At 72.2% G+C, this 18,781-nt stretch carries 14 protein-coding genes; 11 read left to right on the forward strand and 3 right to left on the reverse strand.

Features of this window, described 5'->3' with window-relative positions:
• Positions 1–64 precede the first annotated feature (64 nt).
• The 7 genes from ACYF6T_RS22405 (at position 65) to ACYF6T_RS22435 (ending at position 11,838) form a co-directional block, all read left to right on the forward strand.
• Complete coding sequence (locus ACYF6T_RS22405) at positions 65–883, forward strand: hypothetical protein (RefSeq protein WP_461698580.1); 819 nt, start codon at positions 65–67, stop codon at positions 881–883.
• A 39-nt stretch (positions 884–922) separates the two neighbouring features.
• Complete coding sequence (locus ACYF6T_RS22410; RefSeq protein WP_461698581.1) at positions 923–2,986, forward strand: CHAT domain-containing protein; 2,064 nt, start codon at positions 923–925, stop codon at positions 2,984–2,986.
• Positions 2,986–8,061 (forward strand): hypothetical protein, encoded by a 5,076-nt coding sequence (locus ACYF6T_RS22415; protein ID WP_461698582.1) that lies wholly within the window; start codon positions 2,986–2,988, stop codon positions 8,059–8,061. The genes ACYF6T_RS22410 and ACYF6T_RS22415 overlap by 1 nt, the downstream gene beginning before the upstream one ends.
• Positions 8,058–9,374, forward strand: a complete 1,317-nt coding sequence (locus ACYF6T_RS22420) for a hypothetical protein (protein ID WP_461698583.1) — start codon at positions 8,058–8,060, stop codon at positions 9,372–9,374. The genes ACYF6T_RS22415 and ACYF6T_RS22420 overlap by 4 nt, the downstream gene beginning before the upstream one ends.
• 288 nt (positions 9,375–9,662) lie before the next feature.
• Entirely contained in the window at positions 9,663–10,736 is a 1,074-nt protein-coding gene (locus ACYF6T_RS22425) for a Rieske 2Fe-2S domain-containing protein (RefSeq protein ID WP_461698584.1), read from the forward strand.
• Positions 10,733–10,909 (forward strand): hypothetical protein, encoded by a 177-nt coding sequence (locus ACYF6T_RS22430; protein ID WP_461698585.1) that lies wholly within the window; start codon positions 10,733–10,735, stop codon positions 10,907–10,909. Before ACYF6T_RS22425 ends, ACYF6T_RS22430 begins: the two co-directional genes overlap by 4 nt.
• The gene (locus tag ACYF6T_RS22435; RefSeq protein ID WP_461698586.1) at positions 10,906–11,838 is read left to right on the forward strand and encodes a PDR/VanB family oxidoreductase; all 933 of its coding nucleotides are present in this window, start codon (positions 10,906–10,908) and stop codon (positions 11,836–11,838) included. The genes ACYF6T_RS22430 and ACYF6T_RS22435 overlap by 4 nt, the downstream gene beginning before the upstream one ends.
• On the opposite strand, the gene ACYF6T_RS22440 is transcribed toward ACYF6T_RS22435, so the two are convergent.
• Positions 11,753–12,604 carry an IclR family transcriptional regulator domain-containing protein gene (locus tag ACYF6T_RS22440; RefSeq protein WP_461698587.1) on the reverse strand — a complete coding sequence of 284 codons (852 nt, stop codon included), beginning with the start codon at positions 12,602–12,604 and terminating at the stop codon, positions 11,753–11,755. The two genes, ACYF6T_RS22435 and ACYF6T_RS22440, sit on opposite strands and share 86 nt — an antisense overlap.
• Positions 12,605–12,761: 157 nt before the next feature.
• Here ACYF6T_RS22440 and ACYF6T_RS22445 point away from each other — a divergent pair, with 157 nt between their 5' ends.
• From ACYF6T_RS22445 to ACYF6T_RS22460, 4 genes are read left to right on the forward strand one after another with little or no spacing between them, the layout of a single operon-like run.
• Positions 12,762–13,730 carry an ABC transporter substrate-binding protein gene (locus ACYF6T_RS22445; RefSeq protein ID WP_461698588.1) on the forward strand — a complete coding sequence of 323 codons (969 nt, stop codon included), beginning with the start codon at positions 12,762–12,764 and terminating at the stop codon, positions 13,728–13,730.
• A complete protein-coding gene (locus ACYF6T_RS22450) occupies positions 13,727–14,500 on the forward strand; it encodes an ABC transporter permease (RefSeq protein WP_461698589.1) in 774 nt (257 codons plus the stop codon). The genes ACYF6T_RS22445 and ACYF6T_RS22450 overlap by 4 nt, the downstream gene beginning before the upstream one ends.
• Positions 14,497–15,276, forward strand: coding sequence for an ABC transporter permease (locus ACYF6T_RS22455; RefSeq protein WP_461698590.1), 780 nt, complete (start codon positions 14,497–14,499; stop codon positions 15,274–15,276). The genes ACYF6T_RS22450 and ACYF6T_RS22455 overlap by 4 nt, the downstream gene beginning before the upstream one ends.
• A gap of 20 nt (positions 15,277–15,296) precedes the next feature.
• Positions 15,297–16,079, forward strand: coding sequence for an ABC transporter ATP-binding protein (locus tag ACYF6T_RS22460; RefSeq protein WP_461698633.1), 783 nt, complete (start codon positions 15,297–15,299; stop codon positions 16,077–16,079).
• Between the two features lie 3 nt (positions 16,080–16,082).
• On the opposite strand, the gene ACYF6T_RS22465 is transcribed toward ACYF6T_RS22460, so the two are convergent.
• Both ACYF6T_RS22465 and ACYF6T_RS22470 read right to left on the reverse strand, forming a co-directional pair.
• Complete coding sequence (locus ACYF6T_RS22465; RefSeq protein WP_461698591.1) at positions 16,083–16,478, reverse strand: group I truncated hemoglobin; 396 nt, start codon at positions 16,476–16,478, stop codon at positions 16,083–16,085.
• Between the two features lie 144 nt (positions 16,479–16,622).
• Positions 16,623–18,764 carry a discoidin domain-containing protein gene (locus ACYF6T_RS22470; protein ID WP_461698592.1) on the reverse strand — a complete coding sequence of 714 codons (2,142 nt, stop codon included), beginning with the start codon at positions 18,762–18,764 and terminating at the stop codon, positions 16,623–16,625.
• Between the last annotated feature and the right edge of the window lie 17 nt (positions 18,765–18,781).

Genomic DNA, 18,781 nt, shown 5'->3' on the forward strand with positions numbered 1-18,781 from the left:
GGGACTCAAGCCTTGATCCACTGTTACGCTCCCTGGATCAGCCGCGTTTTCGGGGGGTGCGGCCATGGCCGACAGCGGTTTCGAGGCATATCGACGGGCTCTGCACGACGCCTACCGCGGCTGGTGGGTCACCTGGCCGCTCACCCAGAAGGTCCGCGTCGGCGACGTGCGCGCGCTGTACGACGACGGCTCCGTCGCCGCGGGCACCCTCGCCGACCAGGGCATCGACGCCCCGCAGGGGCCGCCGGGAGCCCACGGCGACCTCGTGTACGACGCCGGGGGCACCGCGAGCGTGCGCTTCAAGGCCGCGGGCGCGGCGGCGCAGGGCTTCTCCTCCGTGACGCAGGCGGACGCCGGCGCCCTGGTCGAGTTCCACGCCGAGCACAGCGCCCTGGTCGTCTACACCGGCCTGGAGCAGCGGGGTGTGGCGGACGTGCCGCGGCTGGCCCGCGCGCTCGTGCGGCGGCTGTGGCAGGGCGCGTGGGATCCCGCGCTGCTCGCCGTGACGGAGGTCATCGGCGCCGGGGCCGGCACCGCTCTCACCGCCGAACGCATGGGCGCCAGCGCCGAGTTGCGCCTGACCGCCGGGCTGGGAGCGGGGCCGCTGCAGCTCGCGGACCTGGCCGGCCGGGTCTCCTTCGGCGCGTCCCGGCACGTCGGCCTGACCGTGACCGGCACGGATCTCACCCCGTGCTACCGGGTCGTCCGGGTGCGGGAGACCTGGTTGCACCGCGTGCGCACGGAGTACGGGCCGCCGCAGCCCGGCCGCGGCCTGGACGCGGGCGCCGTGCCGCCGGTGCTGCTGGAGGAGGCGGGTGACGACGCGGAGGCGGTGCTGGAGCAGGTGGAGCCGGAGGGGCTGCCTCAGGGGCGGCAGGTCTGACGCGGTGGGACGCCGCGCGATCCATCGGGGGAAACGAGCATGACCGACGTGGTACTGAGCATCGACTGCTCCGAGGTTCTGCTGAACACGGGAGGTGAGGAAGTCCGGTGGCCGCTGGGCGCGGTCCTGGCCGAGATCGTACGGGACGAGGACGGGCCCACGGCCCAGAGGTTCACCACGGCTCTGGCGTTCACGGCCGACCGGGAGACCCGCAGGAAGATCGGCGAGGAGCTCTACGAGGCCCTGTTGGACGGGGCGCCAGGCGGCTGGGCCGAGTTGCTGGAGGCGGCCTCCGAGGAGCACCCGCTGCGCGTCCGGATCGACGTCGGATGTCCCCAACTGGCGCCGCTGCCCTGGGAGCTGATGCGTGCGGGCCGCGCGGGACGGCGCCTGTGGCTCGACAACCGCGTGCTGTTACGCCGCGGCCGGATCATGGAGCACCCGGCCCGGATCACGCCGGTCAGTCCCCAAGGCCCCCTGCGGGTCCTGCTGGTGGTGTGCAACCCGGAGGACCCCGAACTCCTCGCCGACTGCGAACTCGCCATGGTCGGGGCGGCGTTGGCCGACCTGCCCGGGCGGGTGCACGCCGAGGTGATCGACGGCCCCAGCCTGCCCGAGCTGGTCACCGCGCTCACCCAGGTCCGCCCGCACGTCCTGCACTTCATCGGGCACGGCACCCCCGCCGTGGTCGGCGACCGCGGCGGCCTGCACTTCAACACCCAGCCGCCCGCCCGGCGCGGCGACGGCGGCGACACCGTCGTCCCGCGGGCGCGCAAGTCCTGGACGCTGGACGCCGAGCGGGCCCATCACCTCTACGACAAGTGGACGCCCCGGCTCGTCGTGCTGAACGCCTGCCGCCAGGCGCACGCGCGGATCGCGGCGTTCGAGAACCTCGTCGACACCTGCCTGGGCCGGGGCTCGTTCGCGGTGCTGGCCATGCAGGCCGACATCCAGTCCCCCGCCGCCGCCGAGTTCTCCCGCTCCCTGTACACACGCCTGGCGCAGGGGCAGTCCATCGACGAGGCCGTGCGGGGAGTGCGCGGGGATCTCGACATGAGCGACAGCGAGGGCCCCTCGTGGGCGCTGCCCGTCCTGCAGTGCGGACTGAGCGACCCCGCCGAGGTGGTGCCGGTGGAGTTCGGCCGGCGCGAGCCGGAACTGACCCGGCTGAACCGGAACTGGCCCTTCGACGAACTCGCGATGTTCCTCGGCCGGGCCAAGGAGCGCCGCATCGGCTGGTGGGAGCAGTGCGACCAGCCCGGCGACCCGGTACGGGTGTTCGCCATCACCTCCGCCCACCGCAGGTCCGGCAAGACCTGGCTGGCCAAGTGGTGCCTGCTGACCTGCATGCTGCGCGGCGAGGACGTCACCTACGTCGACCTCACCGACCCCCGGATCGGGGACAAGGACGACGACTGCGTCTCGATGGGCTGGCTGGAGGTCGTCCGCTCCGTGCGCAACGCCTGCCTCGACACCCGCCAGCCCGACCCGATGGCGGAGGCGGACTTCGTCCGGTTCCACCGGGTCCTCAACCGGGCCGCGCGCGGCGGCCCCGCCTGGTCCCAGCAGCACCCCACGCCCGACTGCGACCAGGGCCACCGCTTCGTCGTGGAGAGCGACCGGCACGCCGAGACCCGCAAGCGGCAGATCATCGACGCCTTCCTGGACGTGCTGCGCGCCCGCGCCAAGGAACAGCGCCGCTCCCACGTCATCGCCCTGGACCAGACCGAGCAGATCGCCGAGTCCGATTTCCGCAACGTCCTGCTGCCGCTGCTGCTGAGCGCCGTACAGGAGTCCGACGACGAGTTCCCGCTGCGGGTGCTGGTGGTGGCACCGCAGACCTGGTCGGGGTACCGGTATCTGGCGGAGACGCTGCCCAGGGAGCCGGTGGTGCTCACCGAGAGCTTCCCCGTCGACGAGGCGCCGCGGCTGGCCCGGGAGTTCTGGGAGCGCAAGTCGTGGCACCGGCAGGTGCCGGACCACCTGAGCTACGACGACTTCAAGCGGCTGGTGGACGCGCTGCCGAAGAACCGGCAGCGCTTCCCCGTCACCGTCTTCCACGACCTGCTCAGTGTGCTCACGGACATGAGGGATGCGGGCTGATGACCACACCGGACGCACGCCACGACCACGCGGTCACCGCACTCGCCGCCCGCCTCAGCAGCGGTGAGGGCCTGGCCGACATCCGTCGCACCCTGCTGCCGGCCGGCTGGACGAGCCTGCTGGAGGCCGCCGCCGTGGCGCGGTTCTTCGACCAGAAGACCTACGACCACGTGCTCAGCGACTTCGTCGACCAACCCGCGCCCCCACTCGGAGAGTTGCTGGACGCGGGAGCGGTGGAGCGGGCTCCCGGACGCAAGATGCTCCAGGTGCCGGACGCCCACCGCCAGGCCTACCTGCTCTCCTGGCTCGGCGACCGCGGCCGGGGCCAGCTCCCGCCCCGGCTCCTCGAACTGGAGCGCCGCCTGAGCGACCACTGGCACACGCGCGGCAAACCCGCCGAGCGGCTGCGGCACCTGATGCTGGCCGACCCCGACACGGCGGCCCGGCTGTTCAACGACCTGTTCCACCGCAGCGACAGCGAACGGGACTTCACCCGCTGCCAGGACCTCACCCAGGTGCTGGCCGACCGGGACCGCTCGGCCGTCGTCGACCCCGCGCTGCTCAAACTCGCCGAGGACCGCGCCGGTTACCTGCGCGCCCGCACCTACTGGGTGGCCGACTACGCCCACTCGGCGCAGTTCCTGGAGCCCGACGGCCTGTGGGAGCGCGCCCGGCACCTGCTGTCCGGGGACGGGCCGCGGGTGTGGCAGATGTACGGCATCGCCGGCTCGGGCAAGACGATGCAGCTGCGCTGGCTGATCTCCCGCAAGGCCGTCACCGCCGAACTCGACGTCAACTGCGCCCGCGTCGACTTCGACCACATCGACCCGCTGAACGCGGCGCGCTGGCCCTGGCTGCTCATCCTGGAGATCGCCGACCAGCTCGAACAGCGGCTGCCCGCCCGCGTGTTCACCGCCCTCGACGAGTACGCCGCCTACCGCTCGCTGTTACGCCGCCCCACCTCGCACGCCGCGGCGGAGGCCTCGCGCGGCATCCGCACCCAGGACGAGCACCGGATCGAGCGGGAGGTGGTCCAGGCGTTCACCAGCCGGTTCGCGGAGACCTTCGACGAACACCTGCCGGTCCTCGTCGTGGTGGACACCCTGGAAGAGGTCGTCCTGCGCAGCCCCTCCCGCGTGGACAGCCTGCTGCGGCTGCTGGGCAAGGTGGTGACCGGCTGCCCGGCGATCCGGCTGGTCCTCTCCGGCCGCTTCGACCTGAGCGACCAGCACAGCCGGGCGCTGGCGACGCTGGGCCGGTACGAGAACGTGCCGGTGGCCCCCTTCACCGACGCCGAGGCGGACGACTACCTGTGCCGCATCCGCGGCATCCAGAGCGCCGAACAGCGGCGGTTCATCGTCCAGCGCAGCGACGGACTGCCGTTCTACCTCGCCTTCTTCGCCGACGACGTCGACCGCAACCCCGACGCCACCACGGACACCCTCAGCAGGGAGGCCGGCCCCGCCGTGCGCCGGCGCTACGTCGGCTCCAAGGTGGTCGGCCGCGTCGACGACCCGCTGGTGCGCTGGCTGCTCTACTACGGCGTCATCCCGCGCCGCCTGCACCGCTGCCACGTCCTGGACGTCGTACAGCCGCGGCTGCGGGAGAAGATGGAGCAGGCCGCGCGGGCGGACGGCGAACGGCCCGCGGACGACCTCTTCCCGGCCGTGCCCCCGCCCGGCCGGGAGCAACTGGAGGACGCCTGGCGCAAACTCACCGAGTACTCGGGGACCTCCCTGCGGATCACCGAGGTCCCCGGGGACGACGAGGCGGTGGTCTTCCACAGCGCGGTGCTCGGGCCGATGCGCGACCTCATCGCCGACACCCCCGACTTCGCGCTGCTGCACGGCGATTTCGTCCGGTACTTCGAGCAGCGCGCCGAGGAAGAGCCCGCCCAGTGGTCGCGGTACCTGCGCGAGGCGCTCTACCACCGCTTCCAGACGCGGGACCCGCAGGCTCCGGAAGTGTGGCGCGCGGCCATGGAACGGGCCTGGCGCGAAGGGGAGACCGACCGGCTGCGCGATCTGGCCGAGGAACTCCTCGGCAGCGAGTACGTCGACCGGGACCCGCCGCCCCTCGGCATGGCCGGCGGCACCGTCGTCCCCCCGTCTCTGAAGGCGGAGGCACATCTGAACCTCGCCTTCGCGCACTTCCACGGCGGCATGGCCGAGGGCGTCTCCCTGGAGGCCCACGACCACAAGTGGTCCGACGCCACCCGCCAGTTGAAGCAGGCCGACTTCCTCTACGCGCTCGCAGGGGAGCGCACGCGAGCGCACTCCGCGCGGGAGGACATGGTCCGGGCCGCACTGCAGAGCGTGGCCGGGAACGCCGAGGAGGCCGTCGAGCTGATCGACCACCGGGTGCTCTCCCACGACCGCCTGCCCGACCTCGAACGGCTGTGGGCCCTGAAGATCCGCGCCGCCTCGCTGGCCCGGCTGCGTTCCCTGGACGCCGCCGACGCCTTCCACGAGGTGGAGCGGTTCGCTACCGGCATCGGCCGGCTCGACGTCGCCGCGGACGCCGCCGCCGGGCGGGCCGCGCAGCGCCGGCTGATGGGGGACGTCGGCGGGGCCGTCGACCTCTACGCGCGGGCCGCCGACCTGTGCACGCGAGCCGGGGGCTCCCCCTTCGGTGCCGTGGCCCAGCAGGCCGGACTCCTGCTGCGCTGCCGCCGGGCACGGCAGGCGCTGGCGGTACTGGCGCAGGTGCCCGTCGCCGACGCGGCGCAGGAGGCCGACCGGGCGCGGCTACAGGCCAAGGCGCACCTGCTGCTGGGGCAGGAGATACCGGCGCTCGCCGCGATCCAGTGCGCCGACGCCGCGGCCGAAGGGCTGCGGGGCGCCGACCGCTACCGGCACCTGGCCCTCAACGCCCAGCTGCACGGGGTGGCCCTCGGCGAACTCCAGGCGATCTCCAACGCCGACGACCACTTCACCAACGCCACCGGGCTGTGGAAGGAACTCGGCTACTACAACGGCGAACCCGAGTGCCACTACCTCTACGCCCGCTTCCTGCTGCGCGACAGCATGGACCTGCCGGCCGCCCACCGCCTCCTGGAACCCAAGGAGGCGCCCGGGCAGGAGCCGGAGTTCGCGCTGCGGCTGGTGCTGCTGGCCCGCGAGTGGGCCGCGCGCTCCCAGGGCGTGGTCTCCGAGGCGGGCATGCCCGTGCCGTACGAGAAACTCCCCGCCCTGGTCCGCCCGTTGCACGCCCTGTGCCATCTGGCCGGGCTGCCCGACGACCAGCCCTCCGCCGGCATCCTGCGGCAGCTGACCGAGGCCCTGGCAGAGGTGCGGCCGGCCGAGGCGCGGCTGGCGACCCTGCGCGACCTGGTGGACAACCCGGCGCTGGAGCACCAGGTGCCCTGGTCGCTGCTGGAGCCCTTCTACGCCCTCGACGGCGACGAGAGCGACCCCGACCGGGCGCTGGCCGGTCTGCTGGTGGCGCAGGTGCGCGGCGAGGAGGACCCGCGCCGGCTGGAGCGGATCGCGCGCACCCTGATCGGCCCGCGCGCCGAACACCGGCTCGCCGTCTGGCGGTGCGCGCGCATCGCCGCCCGCCTGGGCCATCCCGACCTGGCGGCGCGGCTGCTGGACGAGGTGGCGTGGGAACGGCCACCGGAGGCGGCCCAGGGCCCGGGGGTGCGCGTCCCGCACGTGCGGCTCGCCCTGTCCGCGCTCGTGCTGCGCGCCGGGGTCGAACCGCGGCACGAGGCCGCCGAGCACGCGCTGCGCCGGGCGATGGAGCTGGCGGAGGAGCGGGACGTCGTACGCGAGAGCCTGCCCGCGATGCTGGCGCTGTGCGCCCGGCGCGCCCAGGTCGACGGGGTGCCGGAGCGGGTGGCGGGGCTGCTGGCCGGGATGAGCCGGCCGGCCGTGCTCGACAACGACGTCCAGGGCGATCTGCGGCTGTTCCGGGAGTGGCCGGAGGAGCGCGGCCTGGAGCTGCGCGGCCGCCCGGACATCGACCCGGTCAACGACGTGGCCCTGTCGGTGCCGAGCAAGCTGAGCGACTGGCACCAGGACGAGTGGCCGCAGCGGGTCGCGCTCAGCAAGCGGGTGCTGCAGCGGCTGCGGTTCGTGCGGCTGTGGTCGGAGGACCCCGACGCGCACGCCCTGCCGTGGGAGCTGACCCTCCAGCCGGCGCTGCAGGCGGTGACCGAGCAGCCGATGATGTACCGCACCATGCCCACCGCGGCCCTGCGCGTCGACGTGTGCTGGCTGCAACTCGGCCTGAACCGGCGGCTGGGGCTCACCCTCGACGTCGACGGAGTGGTGGGACCGCACACCCGGGCGGCCCTGGAACGCGTGCAGCCCGGCGCCGGTGACGGCACCTGGCCGCGGCTGACCGACGCGACCGTGCGGGAGCTGCTGGAGGGCGCCCCGCGGCACGCGCGCCCGCACCGTGTGCTGGTCGTCAGCGCCAAGCAGGACGAGCGGTCGGTGCCGCTGTCGTACTGGCTGCGCGACCAGCGTCCGCTGCCGGCGCGGCTGCCGGTCAACGTGACGGTGGTGGAGCCGGAGACCGGGGTCGTCCCGCAGGTGGCGTACCCGGCGGCGGACATCGACGTGCTGCATCTGGCGGCGCCGCTGCGGCAGCGGGACGGCATGCCGTATCTGGAGCTCTCCCCCGCCGGTCACGCCCGCCGGCTGGCGAGCAAGGCGCGCGGCTCCGACCTGTTCCCCGTCCAACTGGCACGCTGGCTGGGCGGGTTCGAGCCGGGCCGCACCCCGCTGGTGGTGCTCGACCCGCCGTGCCCGGGGTCGGAGGCGGACATCGGCGTGCAACTGCTGCTGCGCAACCTGTTCGCGGCCCAGCTCTTCAGCCACGGCCGCTGTCCGGCGATCGTGTGCACCGGGCTCTTCCCGGGCGGCGGGCTCGACCACGCGATCGGTTTCTACCAGGCGCTGTCCGAACGGCGACCGCTCGCGGAGGCGGTACGACAGCTGCGTACGGCCCCGGTCGGCTCCCCGCCGAGGGGCACGCACTTCGCCAGCGACGACGACGCACGCCGGGCCATCGCCCTGTTCGCGGCCGACTCGGCCCTGCTGGACCGGTACGCGGAGCCGGCGTGACGCCCGGGCAGCGGGCCGGGATGCAGCACCTGATCGACGGGCTGGGCGGGGAACTGGAGTCCTGGCGGCGGCTGGCGGAAGGTGACCGGGCCCCGCTGGCGAAGCACCACAGCCAGTTGCGGGCAGTGGTGGCGATGCTGAACGAGGGCCTGGACCAGGCGCGTTCGCGGCTCGCCGCGGACGACGGCGCGGGGCTGCCGGTGCTGATCCTGGACCTGCACCACGTCTGGGACTACTTCCGGGCCAAGTTCACGCTGCGCCGGCTGGACGGGCAGCGGCCCGTCCTGGAGGCGGCCGACGAACTCGCCTGGACCTGCTACCGGGGCCCGCTCGCCGCGGCCCTCACGGTCGACGACCGCGCGGCCAAGGAGCCGCCGCTGGTGTCGTACAGCCGGGACGCGGTGCCGCGGGCCCACCCGCGCGGCGGGCAGTACCGGGACCTGCTGCCGCGCGGCGGCGTCCACACCCGGCAGGGCGTCGCGCTGGTACGCCGCCTGCCGTTCCCCGTCATCGACGTGCCCTGGTACTACGCCTCGCACCTGCCCGCCCTGCTCACCGTCGCGCACGAGGTGGGGCATCACGTCGAGGACGACTTCGCCCTCACGCCGGAGCTCCGCGCCCGGCTGGCGAGCGCGGACCTGACGGCGGCCGAGCGGCCGGTGTGGGAGGGGTGGCTCGGGGAGGTGTTCGCCGACGTGTGCGCGAGCGTGGCCTGCGGGCTGTCGTATCCGGCGGTGCTCGCGGACGTCGTCGCCGGTCTGCGCCCGGCCGGCCCCGACGACGACGTGGCGCCGGGGCCGTCGGCGCATCCGCCGCCGGGGGTGCGCGTGCGGGTGTGCCTGGCCGCGCTGGAGCGGGCGGGACATCCGCGTCCGCCGGCGTGGCCGCAGCCGCTGGCCGAGGCCCTGGAGGGGGAGCCCGCCGACGACGCGGCCCCGGCGGAGGTGGTGGCCGCCCTGCTGACGGACGGCTACGCGCCGCTCGGCGGCAAGCGCCTGACCGACCTGCTCGCCCTCGACTCCCCGCAGGCCCTCCCGGAACGGGCCGAACTGCTGCTGGCCGGCGTGGACACCGGCTGCCGTCAGGTGACCGGCGTCCTCGGCGCGGCGGCCCTGGCCTTCATGACCGACCCCACCCGCTACGACGACTTCCGCGTCGGCCCCCGGGCGCTGGAAGAGGTCCTCGCCCTGCGCCCGGTGGGGGTCCGGCACGGGCGCACCGACGACGCCCGGCACGAGGACCGGGACACGGAAGCGGGCCGCCTCCTGCTGGACGCCCTGACCACCCCCAACACCCCCGACCAGCCCCTCTGACCGGCCCGGGCCGCAGGCCGGTGCCGACGGCCGTGAGACCGGAACCGGCGTGCGCACCGGGCTGGTTCACCGACTGCTCACGCCCACCACGATCGCCGGACGGGCGGCGAGAGCGAGGATGGGGCCGGCCGGTCGGCGGTGAGGGCTCTCGGACGCTCTGACCAGCGCCTCTACGGATGTTCTTCCGTCTGGCGGAAGCCGCCTTGCCAAGCCACCGCCGGCGTCAGGACGCTGACTTCAACCACGGCAGCGGGGCGACGGCGCCCCGCCGACAGGGACGGGAACCTCATGCCGCACATGACTGCTTTCGCCAGGAACCAGTGGTACGTCGCCGCCTACAGTCACGAGGTGGGGCGCGAGGAGTTGCTCGGGCGGACGATTCTCGGGGAGCCGCTCGTCTTCTACCGCACCGAGGAGGACGGGACGCCGGTCGCGCTCGCCGACCGGTGCGTGCACCGCCGCTTCCCGCTGCACGAGAAGCCGAGCCGGCTCGACGGCGACCGGATCGTGTGCGGGTACCACGGGTTCACGTACGACACCACGGGGACCTGTGTGTACGTGCCGGGGCAGAAGCGCATACCGAGGACGGCCCGGGTCGCGTCCTACCCCGTAGTCGAGCAGGACTCCCTGGTGTGGGTGTGGATCGGCGACCCGCAGCTGGCCGACGCGCAGACCATCCCGCGGGCGAAGCACCTCGACTCCCCCGGCTGGGTCACCGTCCGCGGCATGGAGCCCATCGACGCCGACTACGGGCTGCTCGTCGACAACCTCCTCGACCTGTCCCACGAGACGTATCTGCACGGCGGGTACATCGGCACCCCCGAGGTCGCCGAGACGCCGATCACGACCGAGGTCGACGAGGGCGCGGGCATCGTACGGGTGAGCCGGCACATGGACGACGCCGCCTGCCCGCCGTTCTACGCCAAGTCCACCGGCATCGAGGGCCGGATCACCCGCTGGCAGGACATCGAGTACCACGCCCCGTGCCTGTACCTGCTGCACAGCCGCATCGCCCCGGTCGGCGTGCTGCCGGAGGCCGACGGCAGTGACCCGAACGGCTTCCACACCGAGATCACGTACGCCATCACGCCGTCCCGTGACGGTCACGTCTACGACTTCTGGATGGTCTCGCGGGACTGGGCCGTGGACGACGCCGAGGTCACCGAGTTCCTGCGGGGCAACAACCACACCGTCGTCATGCAGGACGTCGACGCGCTCAACCTGCTGCAGAAGACGCTCGGAACGGAGCGGACGGGGTACCAGGAGCTCAGCATCAACATCGACACCGGCGGTCTCGCCGCCCGCCGCATCCTCGCCCGTCTCGTGGAGGAGGGCGACAAGCCCGTGGAGAAGGTCCTGTGAGCAACAGTCCCACCGGGGAGATCTACCGCATCGACTGGCTGCCGGGCACCGACGTGCTGCACGGCACCTGTCACTGCGGCGCCGAGCACACCGCCCAGGACCCGGTCGAGATGTGGGAGTGGATGCTCGCCCATCCCGAAGGACACCGGCCGCGGGAGAGCAGCGCGTCATGACCGTGTACGAAGCCGAACTCGTCGTCGACCGCAGGGAGTTCGCGGCCGACGACGTACTCGCCCTCACGCTGCGCCATCCGCTCGGGGAGGACCTGCCGGCCTGGGAGCCGGGCGCCCACGTCGACGTCGTGCTCGGGCCGGAGCTGGAGCGTCAGTACTCGCTGTGCGGCGATCCCGCGGACCGTTCGCAGTGGCGGATCGCCGTGCTGCGGGAGCCGGACGGGCGCGGCGGATCCGCCCATGTGCACGAGCAGTTGGGGCAGGGCGACAAGGTCCGGGTGCGCGGGCCGCGCAATCACTTCCGGCTGGAGTCCGCGCCCCGCTACCGCTTCGTCGCGGGCGGGATCGGCATCACCCCGATCCTGCCGATGCTGGCCGCGGCGGAGGCGGCGGGCGCCGAGTGGACGTTGCTGTACGGCGGTCGCACGCGCAACTCCATGGCGTTCACCGAGGAGTTGAAGCGGTACGGCGACCGGGTCACCGTCGCCCCGCAGGACGAGACCGGACTGCTGGACCTGTCGGTGCTGGACGGCCTGCCGGAGGGCGCGCTGGTCTACTGCTGCGGTCCGGGGCCGTTGCTGGACGCGGTCGAGGAGCGGTGCCCGCAGGGCGTGCTGCACGTCGAGCGGTTCCAGCCCAAGGCTCAACCGGACGGCGAGAACGGCGCGTTCGAGGTGGAGCTGGCGCAGAGCGGGCGTACGGTCACGGTCGCGCCGGACGTCTCCGTGCTCGACGCCGTCCGCGCCGCCGGTGTGGAGGTGCTGTTCTCCTGCACCGAGGGCACCTGCGGCACCTGCGAGACGGACGTTCTCGACGGTGAACCCGAGCACCGGGACTCGGTGCTCACCGACGAGGAGCGGGCGAGCGGGGAGACGATGATGATCTGTGTGTCCCGCTGCCGTGGGAAGCGGCTCGTGCTGGATCTGTGATCCCCAGGTCGGCGTCGATCCGCGCGACGGTCGCCAGCAGCGGCGGCAGCAGCTCCCGCCGGATCGACTCCAGGGAGGTGCGCCCGGCCGGCACCGCGATGTTCACGGCCGCGACGACCTCGCCGCCCCGGCCCCGCACCGGGGCGGCCACCGACCGCAGCCCCTCCTCCAGTTCCTGGTCGACGATCGCGTACCCCTGCCGGCGCACCCGGCGCAGCTCGGCCCGCAGCACGGCGGCCGAGACGATGGTGCGGTCCGTCAGGGGGCACAGCCGTGTCCGGGCCAGGCGCGCCTCGATCTCCTCGTCGCCCAGGTGCGCGAGCAGGACCCGGCCGACCGAGGTGACGTGGGCGGGGAAGCGGGTGCCGACGGTGATCGTGGCGGACATGATGCGGCGGGTCGGCACCCGGGCGACGTAGACGACGTCGTCCCCGTCGAGTACGCACAGGGACGACGATTCGCGTACCTCACCCGCGAGTTGCTCCAGATGCGGCTCGGCGATCTGCGGCAGCGTCACGCTGGAGAGGTAGGAGTAGCCGAGCTCCAGCACGCGCGGGGTGAGCCGGAAGAGCCGGCCGCTGTGGTGCACGTAGCCAAGGTCGGCGAGGGTCAGCAGCAGGCGGCGGGCGGCGGCCCGGGTCAGCTCGCAGGTGCGGGCGACCTCGCTGAGCGTGCGGGTGGGGTGGTCGGCGTCGAAGCAGCGGATGACGGCGAGGCCGCGCTCGAAGGACCGTACGAAGTGCGGTGCTCGGGCTGCCACCGGCATCGCCGCCTCCAGAAAGTGTCAACAATGTTGTGAACGAGCCCATTGACCCCGGGCCGTTGAGGCTTCTACCTTCCCGCTCAGCACGTTCGAGCACTACTGTGCGGTCTGCGCACAGCCTGTCGGAACACCGTTGCACGTTGTCTGTACAGGAGGAGCCATGCGTCGTCTGCTCGCCGGTCTCTGTGCCGGCGCCTCCCTGCTCGCCGCGACGGCCTGTGGCTCGTCGGACGGCGGGTCGCCGGGCCGGAGCACGTCGTCCGGGGGCGTCACCACGGTCAAGGTGGGGATCATCCCCATCCTGGACGTGGCCCCCCTCTATCTGGGCCAGCAGAAGGGCATCTTCGAAAAGCACGGTCTGAAACTCACCATGACTCCCGCACAGGGCGGCGCCGCCATCGTGCCCGGTGTGGTCAGCGGACAGTTCCAGTTCGGGTTCTCCAACATGACCTCGCTGATGATCGCCCAGACCAACAACGTTCCCGTCAAGGCGGTCGCCAACGGCGTGAACTCCACCGGCGTCGACGGCAAGGACTTCGGCGCGACGGTCGTGGCGAAGAACAGCACGATCAAGTCGGCCAAGGACCTCGCGGGCAAGAAGGTCGCCGTCAACACCCTGAAGAACATCAACGACACCACCGTGCGCCAGTCGGTGCGCAAGGCCGGCGGCGACCCGTCGAAGGTGAAGTTCGTCGAGCTGGCCTTCGACCAGATGCCCGCCGCCCTCGACAAGGGCCAGGTCGACGCGGCGATGGCGGTCGAGCCGGCGCTGTCGACCATCCTCGGCCAGGGCGGGCGCGAGATCGCCTCCTCCTACGTCGACGTCGCCAAGGACCTCACGGTGGCGATGTACTTCACCTCGCAGAGCTACGCGCAGAAGAACCCCACCGTGGTGAAGAACTTCCAGGCCGCCATGAAGGAGTCGCTCACCTACGCCGGTGGCCACCCCGACGAGGTCCGCCAGGTCCTCACCACGTACACCAAGATCCCCTCCACGCTGCTGCCGAAGCTGACGCTGCCTAGCTGGCCCGCCGAGCCCGACCGCGCCTCCATCGAGACGCTGATGAAGCTCGGCCAGCAGGACGGGCTGTTCAAGTCGACGCCGGACCTGGACAAGCTGCTGCCGTGAAGGGCGTGAACGTCGCACTCGGTGCGGCCGGGCTCGCGGCCTTCCTCGCCCTGGGCGAGGCGGTGCCGCGGCTCGGTCTGGTGAAGGAGGCCTACTTCCCGCCGACCAGCCGGATCGCCTCCGCCCTCGGCGACGAACTCGCCGACGGCGCCTTCTGGTCGGCGCTCGGCGACACCCTCACCGGCTGGGCGCTGGGCCTGGCCATCGCGGTGGGCGCGGGGGTCGTGGCGGGCGTGCTGCTGTCGGTCGTGCCGCATCTGCGCGAGGCGACGGCCTCCACGATCGAGTTCCTGCGCCCGATCCCGTCGGTCGCGCTGATCCCCCTCGCGGTGCTGCTCTACGGCACCGAACTGAAGTCGGTGCTGCTGCTCGTCGTCTACGCCTCCTTCTGGCAGGTGCTGATCCAGACCCTGTACGGCGTCCAGGACGTCGACCCGGTCGCGGAGGAAACGGCACGCTCCTACGGCCTGGGCACCTGGGCGCGGGTGCGTCATGTGCTGTGGCCGACCGCGCTGCCGTACGTCATGACGGGCGTCCGGCTCGCCGCGGCGGTGGCGCTGATCCTCGCCATCACCGCCGAACTGGTCATCGGGGCGCCGGGGTTGGGCGCCCGGATCGCGGTCGCGCAGACCTCGCAGGCGGTGCCGGAGATGTACGCGAACATCGTCGTCGCGGGCCTTCTGGGACTGCTCATCAACGTCGGCGCGCGTGCGGTGGAGCGACGGGCGCTGGCCTGGCACCAGTCGGTGCGCGGGGAGGTGGCGGTGTGAGGCGCCTGCTGTTGAGGCTGCTGCTGACGGTGGCCCTGCCCGCGGTCCTGGTCGCCGTGTGGTGGCTGGCCTCCGACGGCAGCACCAACGTGTACTGGCCGCCGCTGCGCACCATCCTGAAGACCTTCCCCGACGTCTGGACGGGTGAGCGGCTGCGCGCCGACGTCCTGCCGAGCGTGCTGCGCCTCGCGGCCGGCTACGCGCTGGCGGCCGTCGCGGGCGTCGCGCTCGGCACGGTCATCGGCACCTACCGGCGGGTGCGCGCACTGTGCGAACCGGTCCTGGAGTTCCTGCGGGCGGTGCCGCCGCCCGTGCTGGTGCCGGTCATCATGCTGTTCGCGGGCATCGGCGACACGATGAAGATCGTGGTGATCGCCAGCGGCTGCGTGTGGCCGATCCTGCTGAACACGGTCGAGGGCGTGCGCGCGGTCGACTCGGTGATGCTGGAGACGGCCCGCTCCTACGGCATCACGGGCGTGGCCCGCCTGCGCGACCTGGTGCTGAGGTCGGCGAGCCCGCAGATCTTCGCGGGGCTGCGGCAGGCGCTGTCCATCGGCATCATCCTGATGGTGATCAGCGAGATGTTCGCCGCGAGCGACGGCATCGGCTTCACCGTGGTGCAGTTCCAGCGCAGTTTCGCTATCCCCGACATGTGGACCGGCATCCTGGTCCTGGGGCTGCTCGGCTTCCTGCTCTCCGTCCTCTTCCAGCTCGTCGAACGGCGGGTCCTCGCCTGGTACCACGGGCTGCGCGCGTCCACCCGGCGGTCGTCGTGAACATCGTGAAAGGGCGCACCATGCTCGACGTACGCGGTCTGAAGAAGGTCTACGAGGGTGCGGGCCGCCAGGTCGAGGCGGTACGGGACCTCACCTTCACCGTCGAGGCGGGCGAACTCGTGTGTCTCGTCGGCCCGTCGGGGTGCGGCAAGACCACCCTGCTGAAGTGCGTGGGCGGACTGCTCACGCCGACGGCGGGTGAGGTGCACCTGTCGGGCAAACGCGTGACCGGGCCGCCGCCCGGAATGGCGTTCGTCTTCCAGGAGTACGGGCGCAGCCTGTTCCCGTGGATGCGGGTCGGGGAGAACGTCGAACTGCCGCTGAAGCAGAAGGACTTGAGCAAGAAGTGGCGCAAGGAGCTGGTCGCCGACGCGCTGGAGTCGGTCGGCCTCGCGGACGCCGCCGGAGCGTACCCCTGGCAGCTGTCCGGCGGTATGCAGCAGCGCGTCGCCATCGCCCGCGCGCTGGCGTACGAGCCCGAAGTACTGCTGATGGACGAGCCGTTCGCGGCCGTCGACGCCCAGACCCGCGCGGATCTGGAGGACCTGGTGCGCGGGCTGTGGCGGGAGCGCGGGATCACGCTCCTGTTCGTCACCCACGACATCGACGAGGCCGTCTACCTGGGCGAGCGGGTGGTCGTCCTGTCCGCCTCCCCCACCGTCGTGCAGGAGCAGCTGAAGGTCGATCTGCCCGACGAGCGGGATCAGTTGCACACCCGGGTCGACCCGCGCTTCGCCGAGCTGCGCACCCATGTCTACGAGCAGATCCAGGCGGCGAAGCGCGGGAAGGCGGACCGCGTGTGAGGGTCAGGCGGTGACGATGTCCTGCTTGAGCGGCAGCAGGGTGCCGGCGATCGTGCCGATGGTCTCCTCGTCCACGCCCGCCTCGGTGAGCGCGCCGGCCAGGTGGGTGACCACCCGGCCGAAGGCGTCGTCGGTGATGGCGAGGTGCTCGTGGGCCTTGCGCATGGAGCGGCCGGAGTAGGGTCGGGTGGCTCCCAGGGCCTGGCCGATGAAGCGCCGCTGGTGCTGCTTGAGCCGGTCCAGGTCCACACCGTCGAAGTAGGGCCGCAGTTCCGGGTCGCCCAGCACCCGGTCGTAGAAGAGGTCGACGACGGCCCCGACGGCCTCCTCACCTCCGAGCTGTTCGAAGAGGGTCGGAGCGGTCGCCGGGGCCGGGGTGCCGGAAGTGGTGTCGGTCATGGCGTCAGCGTCCTCGCGCCTTCTTGCCGGAGCGTGAGGGGCCGGTTACCGGGCCGTCAGAACGCCCTCCCTCGCGGGCGGGGGTCGCCGAGAAGTCTTCGCAACCCGGTGCTGACGTGCCGGACGGACGCCGGAAACACCGTGTCAGTCGGTCAGGTAGGCCTCCACCTCGCTGAACTGGCCCGCGGGCCACCCGGTGTTGGCGCTGACGGTCAGGCGCAGGTAGCGCAGGTTCGTGCCGGTGGGCAGGGCGACCGTGGCGGTGTTGCCGGTCGCCGGGTCGAAGCGGTAGTCCTTAGCGGCCAGGGCGGTGCTGTACGTGGAGCCGTCGGTGCTGCCCAGCACGGTGATGGTCTGCGTGCGCGCGCCCCACGCGGCCGACGGCGGCAGCTTCAGCACCAGCCGGCGCACCGCGTACGACGAGCCGAGGTCGACCGTCCAGGACTGCGGGAAGGCGTTGTTGGTGGACTCCCAGTAGCTGCTCGCGTCGCCGTCGACCGCCTTGCCCGGGGTGTAGACGTCCTGCGAGCCGGTGGCGGTGGCGGGACGGCCCTTGGCGAGGTTGCGGTTCGGGTCGGGGTCGGGGTTGCCCTGGCCGGGCTGGGGCCAGGTCGAGCAGTCCGACCAGGTGCTGCTCCAGCCGGAGTTGCCGCCGCCGTCGGTGAGGGCGAAGCTGCCGGAGTTCGCCGGGTAGGGGCAGTTGTAGACCCCGGCGGCGCCGACGCCGGTGGCCGTGACGTTGCGGAAGGTGGCGGCGCCCTGCGCCTCGGCCTGGACGACGACCGTGCCGGTGTTCTTCACGCTCGCGCCGTCGACGGTGACGTTCCGGACGGGGTAGCCCTGTCCTCCGCCCGAGACGAACTCGAAGGCGCTGTACGGGCTGTCGGTGATCGTGGTGTTGGTGATGTTGACGGTGGCGTTGATCGCGCTGTCGTAGGAGTCGACGCGCAGCGCGCCCATGGGGTGGTTCCAGTTGGGGTTCATCGCGCCGGTGCGCACGAGGGTGTTGCCGTCGACGGTGATGGTGCCGGCGAGCGGGTAGAACGGGTCGAGGAACTTCTGGTTGGAGATCGCGATGCCGCTGCCGAGGGCGTTGGTGTCCGAGACCAGGTTGTTCTTCACCGCGATGTCCGTGCCGCCGTAGATTGCGATGCCGTTGGCGAGGTTGGGCTGGGAGATGGTGTTGTTCTCGAAGCTGGAGCCGGTGTCGGGCGCGTAGAGCGACCACATGGCGAGCGCGTCGTCGCCCTGGTTGCGCAGGAAGTTGTTGCGGACCCGGACCCCGCGCGCGGTGCCGTTGAGGTTGAGGCCGTCGGCGGTGGTGTCGAGGATGCGGTTGTTCTCGACGACCAGGTTGTCGTTGTTCCCCATCAGCCACAGGCCGACCTTCATGTGCTGGATCCACATGCCGGAGACCGAACTGTTGGGACCGAGCGAGCCGTTGACGAAGTTGTCCGGGTTGGAGTCGACGCGTTCGGTGACCTCGCCGAGGACCGCGAAGTCCTTGATGTGGACGGCGCCCGAGGAGCTGGACTGGTCGATGAAGCGGGAGGTGTGCACGACCGAGTACCAGCTGCCGGCGCCCTGGAGGGTGACGTTCTGGACGCCGCTCAGGGAGGACGTGAGCTTGTAGTCGCCCGGCGGGATCCAGACCACGCCGCCCTGGGCGGCGGCGATCGCGTCCCGGAAGGCCTGCGTGGAGTCGCCGTTGCCGCTGGGGTCGGCGCCCTTGGAGGTGACCGAGACCGAGCCCGCCGGCTGGGAGGCGGCGGCCGCGACCTGCTCGAAGTCGGCGACGTCGACGGTGACCTGGGTTCCGGTGGAGACGAAAGCGACCTTGTCGCCCGCCTGGAGGTTCTGGCCGAGCAGCAGCCGGGCGTTGTCGAAGAAGTGGTGGGTCTTGGCGCCCGGGATCCAGCCGGTGTCGATGTAGGAGTACTTGGAGGTGACGGGGAGGGTCTTGGCGATCTTCGTCCCGTTGACGTAGACGTCCAGGGAGCCGGACTGGCCGTCGGGGACGCTGTAGGCGACGTTCACGGCGTTCGCCGCGCGCGGCACCGTGAACTCGACGCGCTGGCCGGAGGTGAGGCGTACCGCCCGGCGTCCGGACGCCTCGGAGGCGAGGGTGCCCTGGGTGTAGTCGGGGCCGATCGTCGTGCCGGTGGTGGTCGCCGACTCGGCCTCGACGGAGGTGAAGGGCAGGGTGGCGCCGGAGGCCGCGTGGGCTGCGGGGGTGACGGCGGTGAGCAGACCGGCAGAGAGGGCGACGACCAGCGCTGCTGGCATGCCCCTGACAGTTCTGT

The organism is Streptomyces sp. 7R007 (assembly GCF_054850255.1).

Bases quoted from the DNA above. Each gene is read 5' to 3' on its own strand.
- ACYF6T_RS22405 (WP_461698580.1), top strand. From the start codon at position 65: ATGGCCGACAGCGGTTTCGAGGCATATCGACGGGCTCTGCACGACGCC.
- ACYF6T_RS22410 (WP_461698581.1), top strand. From the start codon at position 923: ATGACCGACGTGGTACTGAGCATCGACTGCTCCGAGGTTCTGCTGAAC.
- ACYF6T_RS22415 (WP_461698582.1), top strand. From the start codon at position 2,986: ATGACCACACCGGACGCACGCCACGACCACGCGGTCACCGCACTCGCC.
- ACYF6T_RS22425 (WP_461698584.1), top strand. From the start codon at position 9,663: ATGCCGCACATGACTGCTTTCGCCAGGAACCAGTGGTACGTCGCCGCC.
- ACYF6T_RS22435 (WP_461698586.1), top strand. From the start codon at position 10,906: ATGACCGTGTACGAAGCCGAACTCGTCGTCGACCGCAGGGAGTTCGCG.
- ACYF6T_RS22440 (WP_461698587.1), bottom strand. From the start codon at position 12,604: ATGCCGGTGGCAGCCCGAGCACCGCACTTCGTACGGTCCTTCGAGCGC.
- ACYF6T_RS22445 (WP_461698588.1), top strand. From the start codon at position 12,762: ATGCGTCGTCTGCTCGCCGGTCTCTGTGCCGGCGCCTCCCTGCTCGCC.
- ACYF6T_RS22460 (WP_461698633.1), top strand. From the start codon at position 15,297: ATGCTCGACGTACGCGGTCTGAAGAAGGTCTACGAGGGTGCGGGCCGC.
- ACYF6T_RS22465 (WP_461698591.1), bottom strand. From the start codon at position 16,478: ATGACCGACACCACTTCCGGCACCCCGGCCCCGGCGACCGCTCCGACC.
- ACYF6T_RS22470 (WP_461698592.1), bottom strand. From the start codon at position 18,764: ATGCCAGCAGCGCTGGTCGTCGCCCTCTCTGCCGGTCTGCTCACCGCC.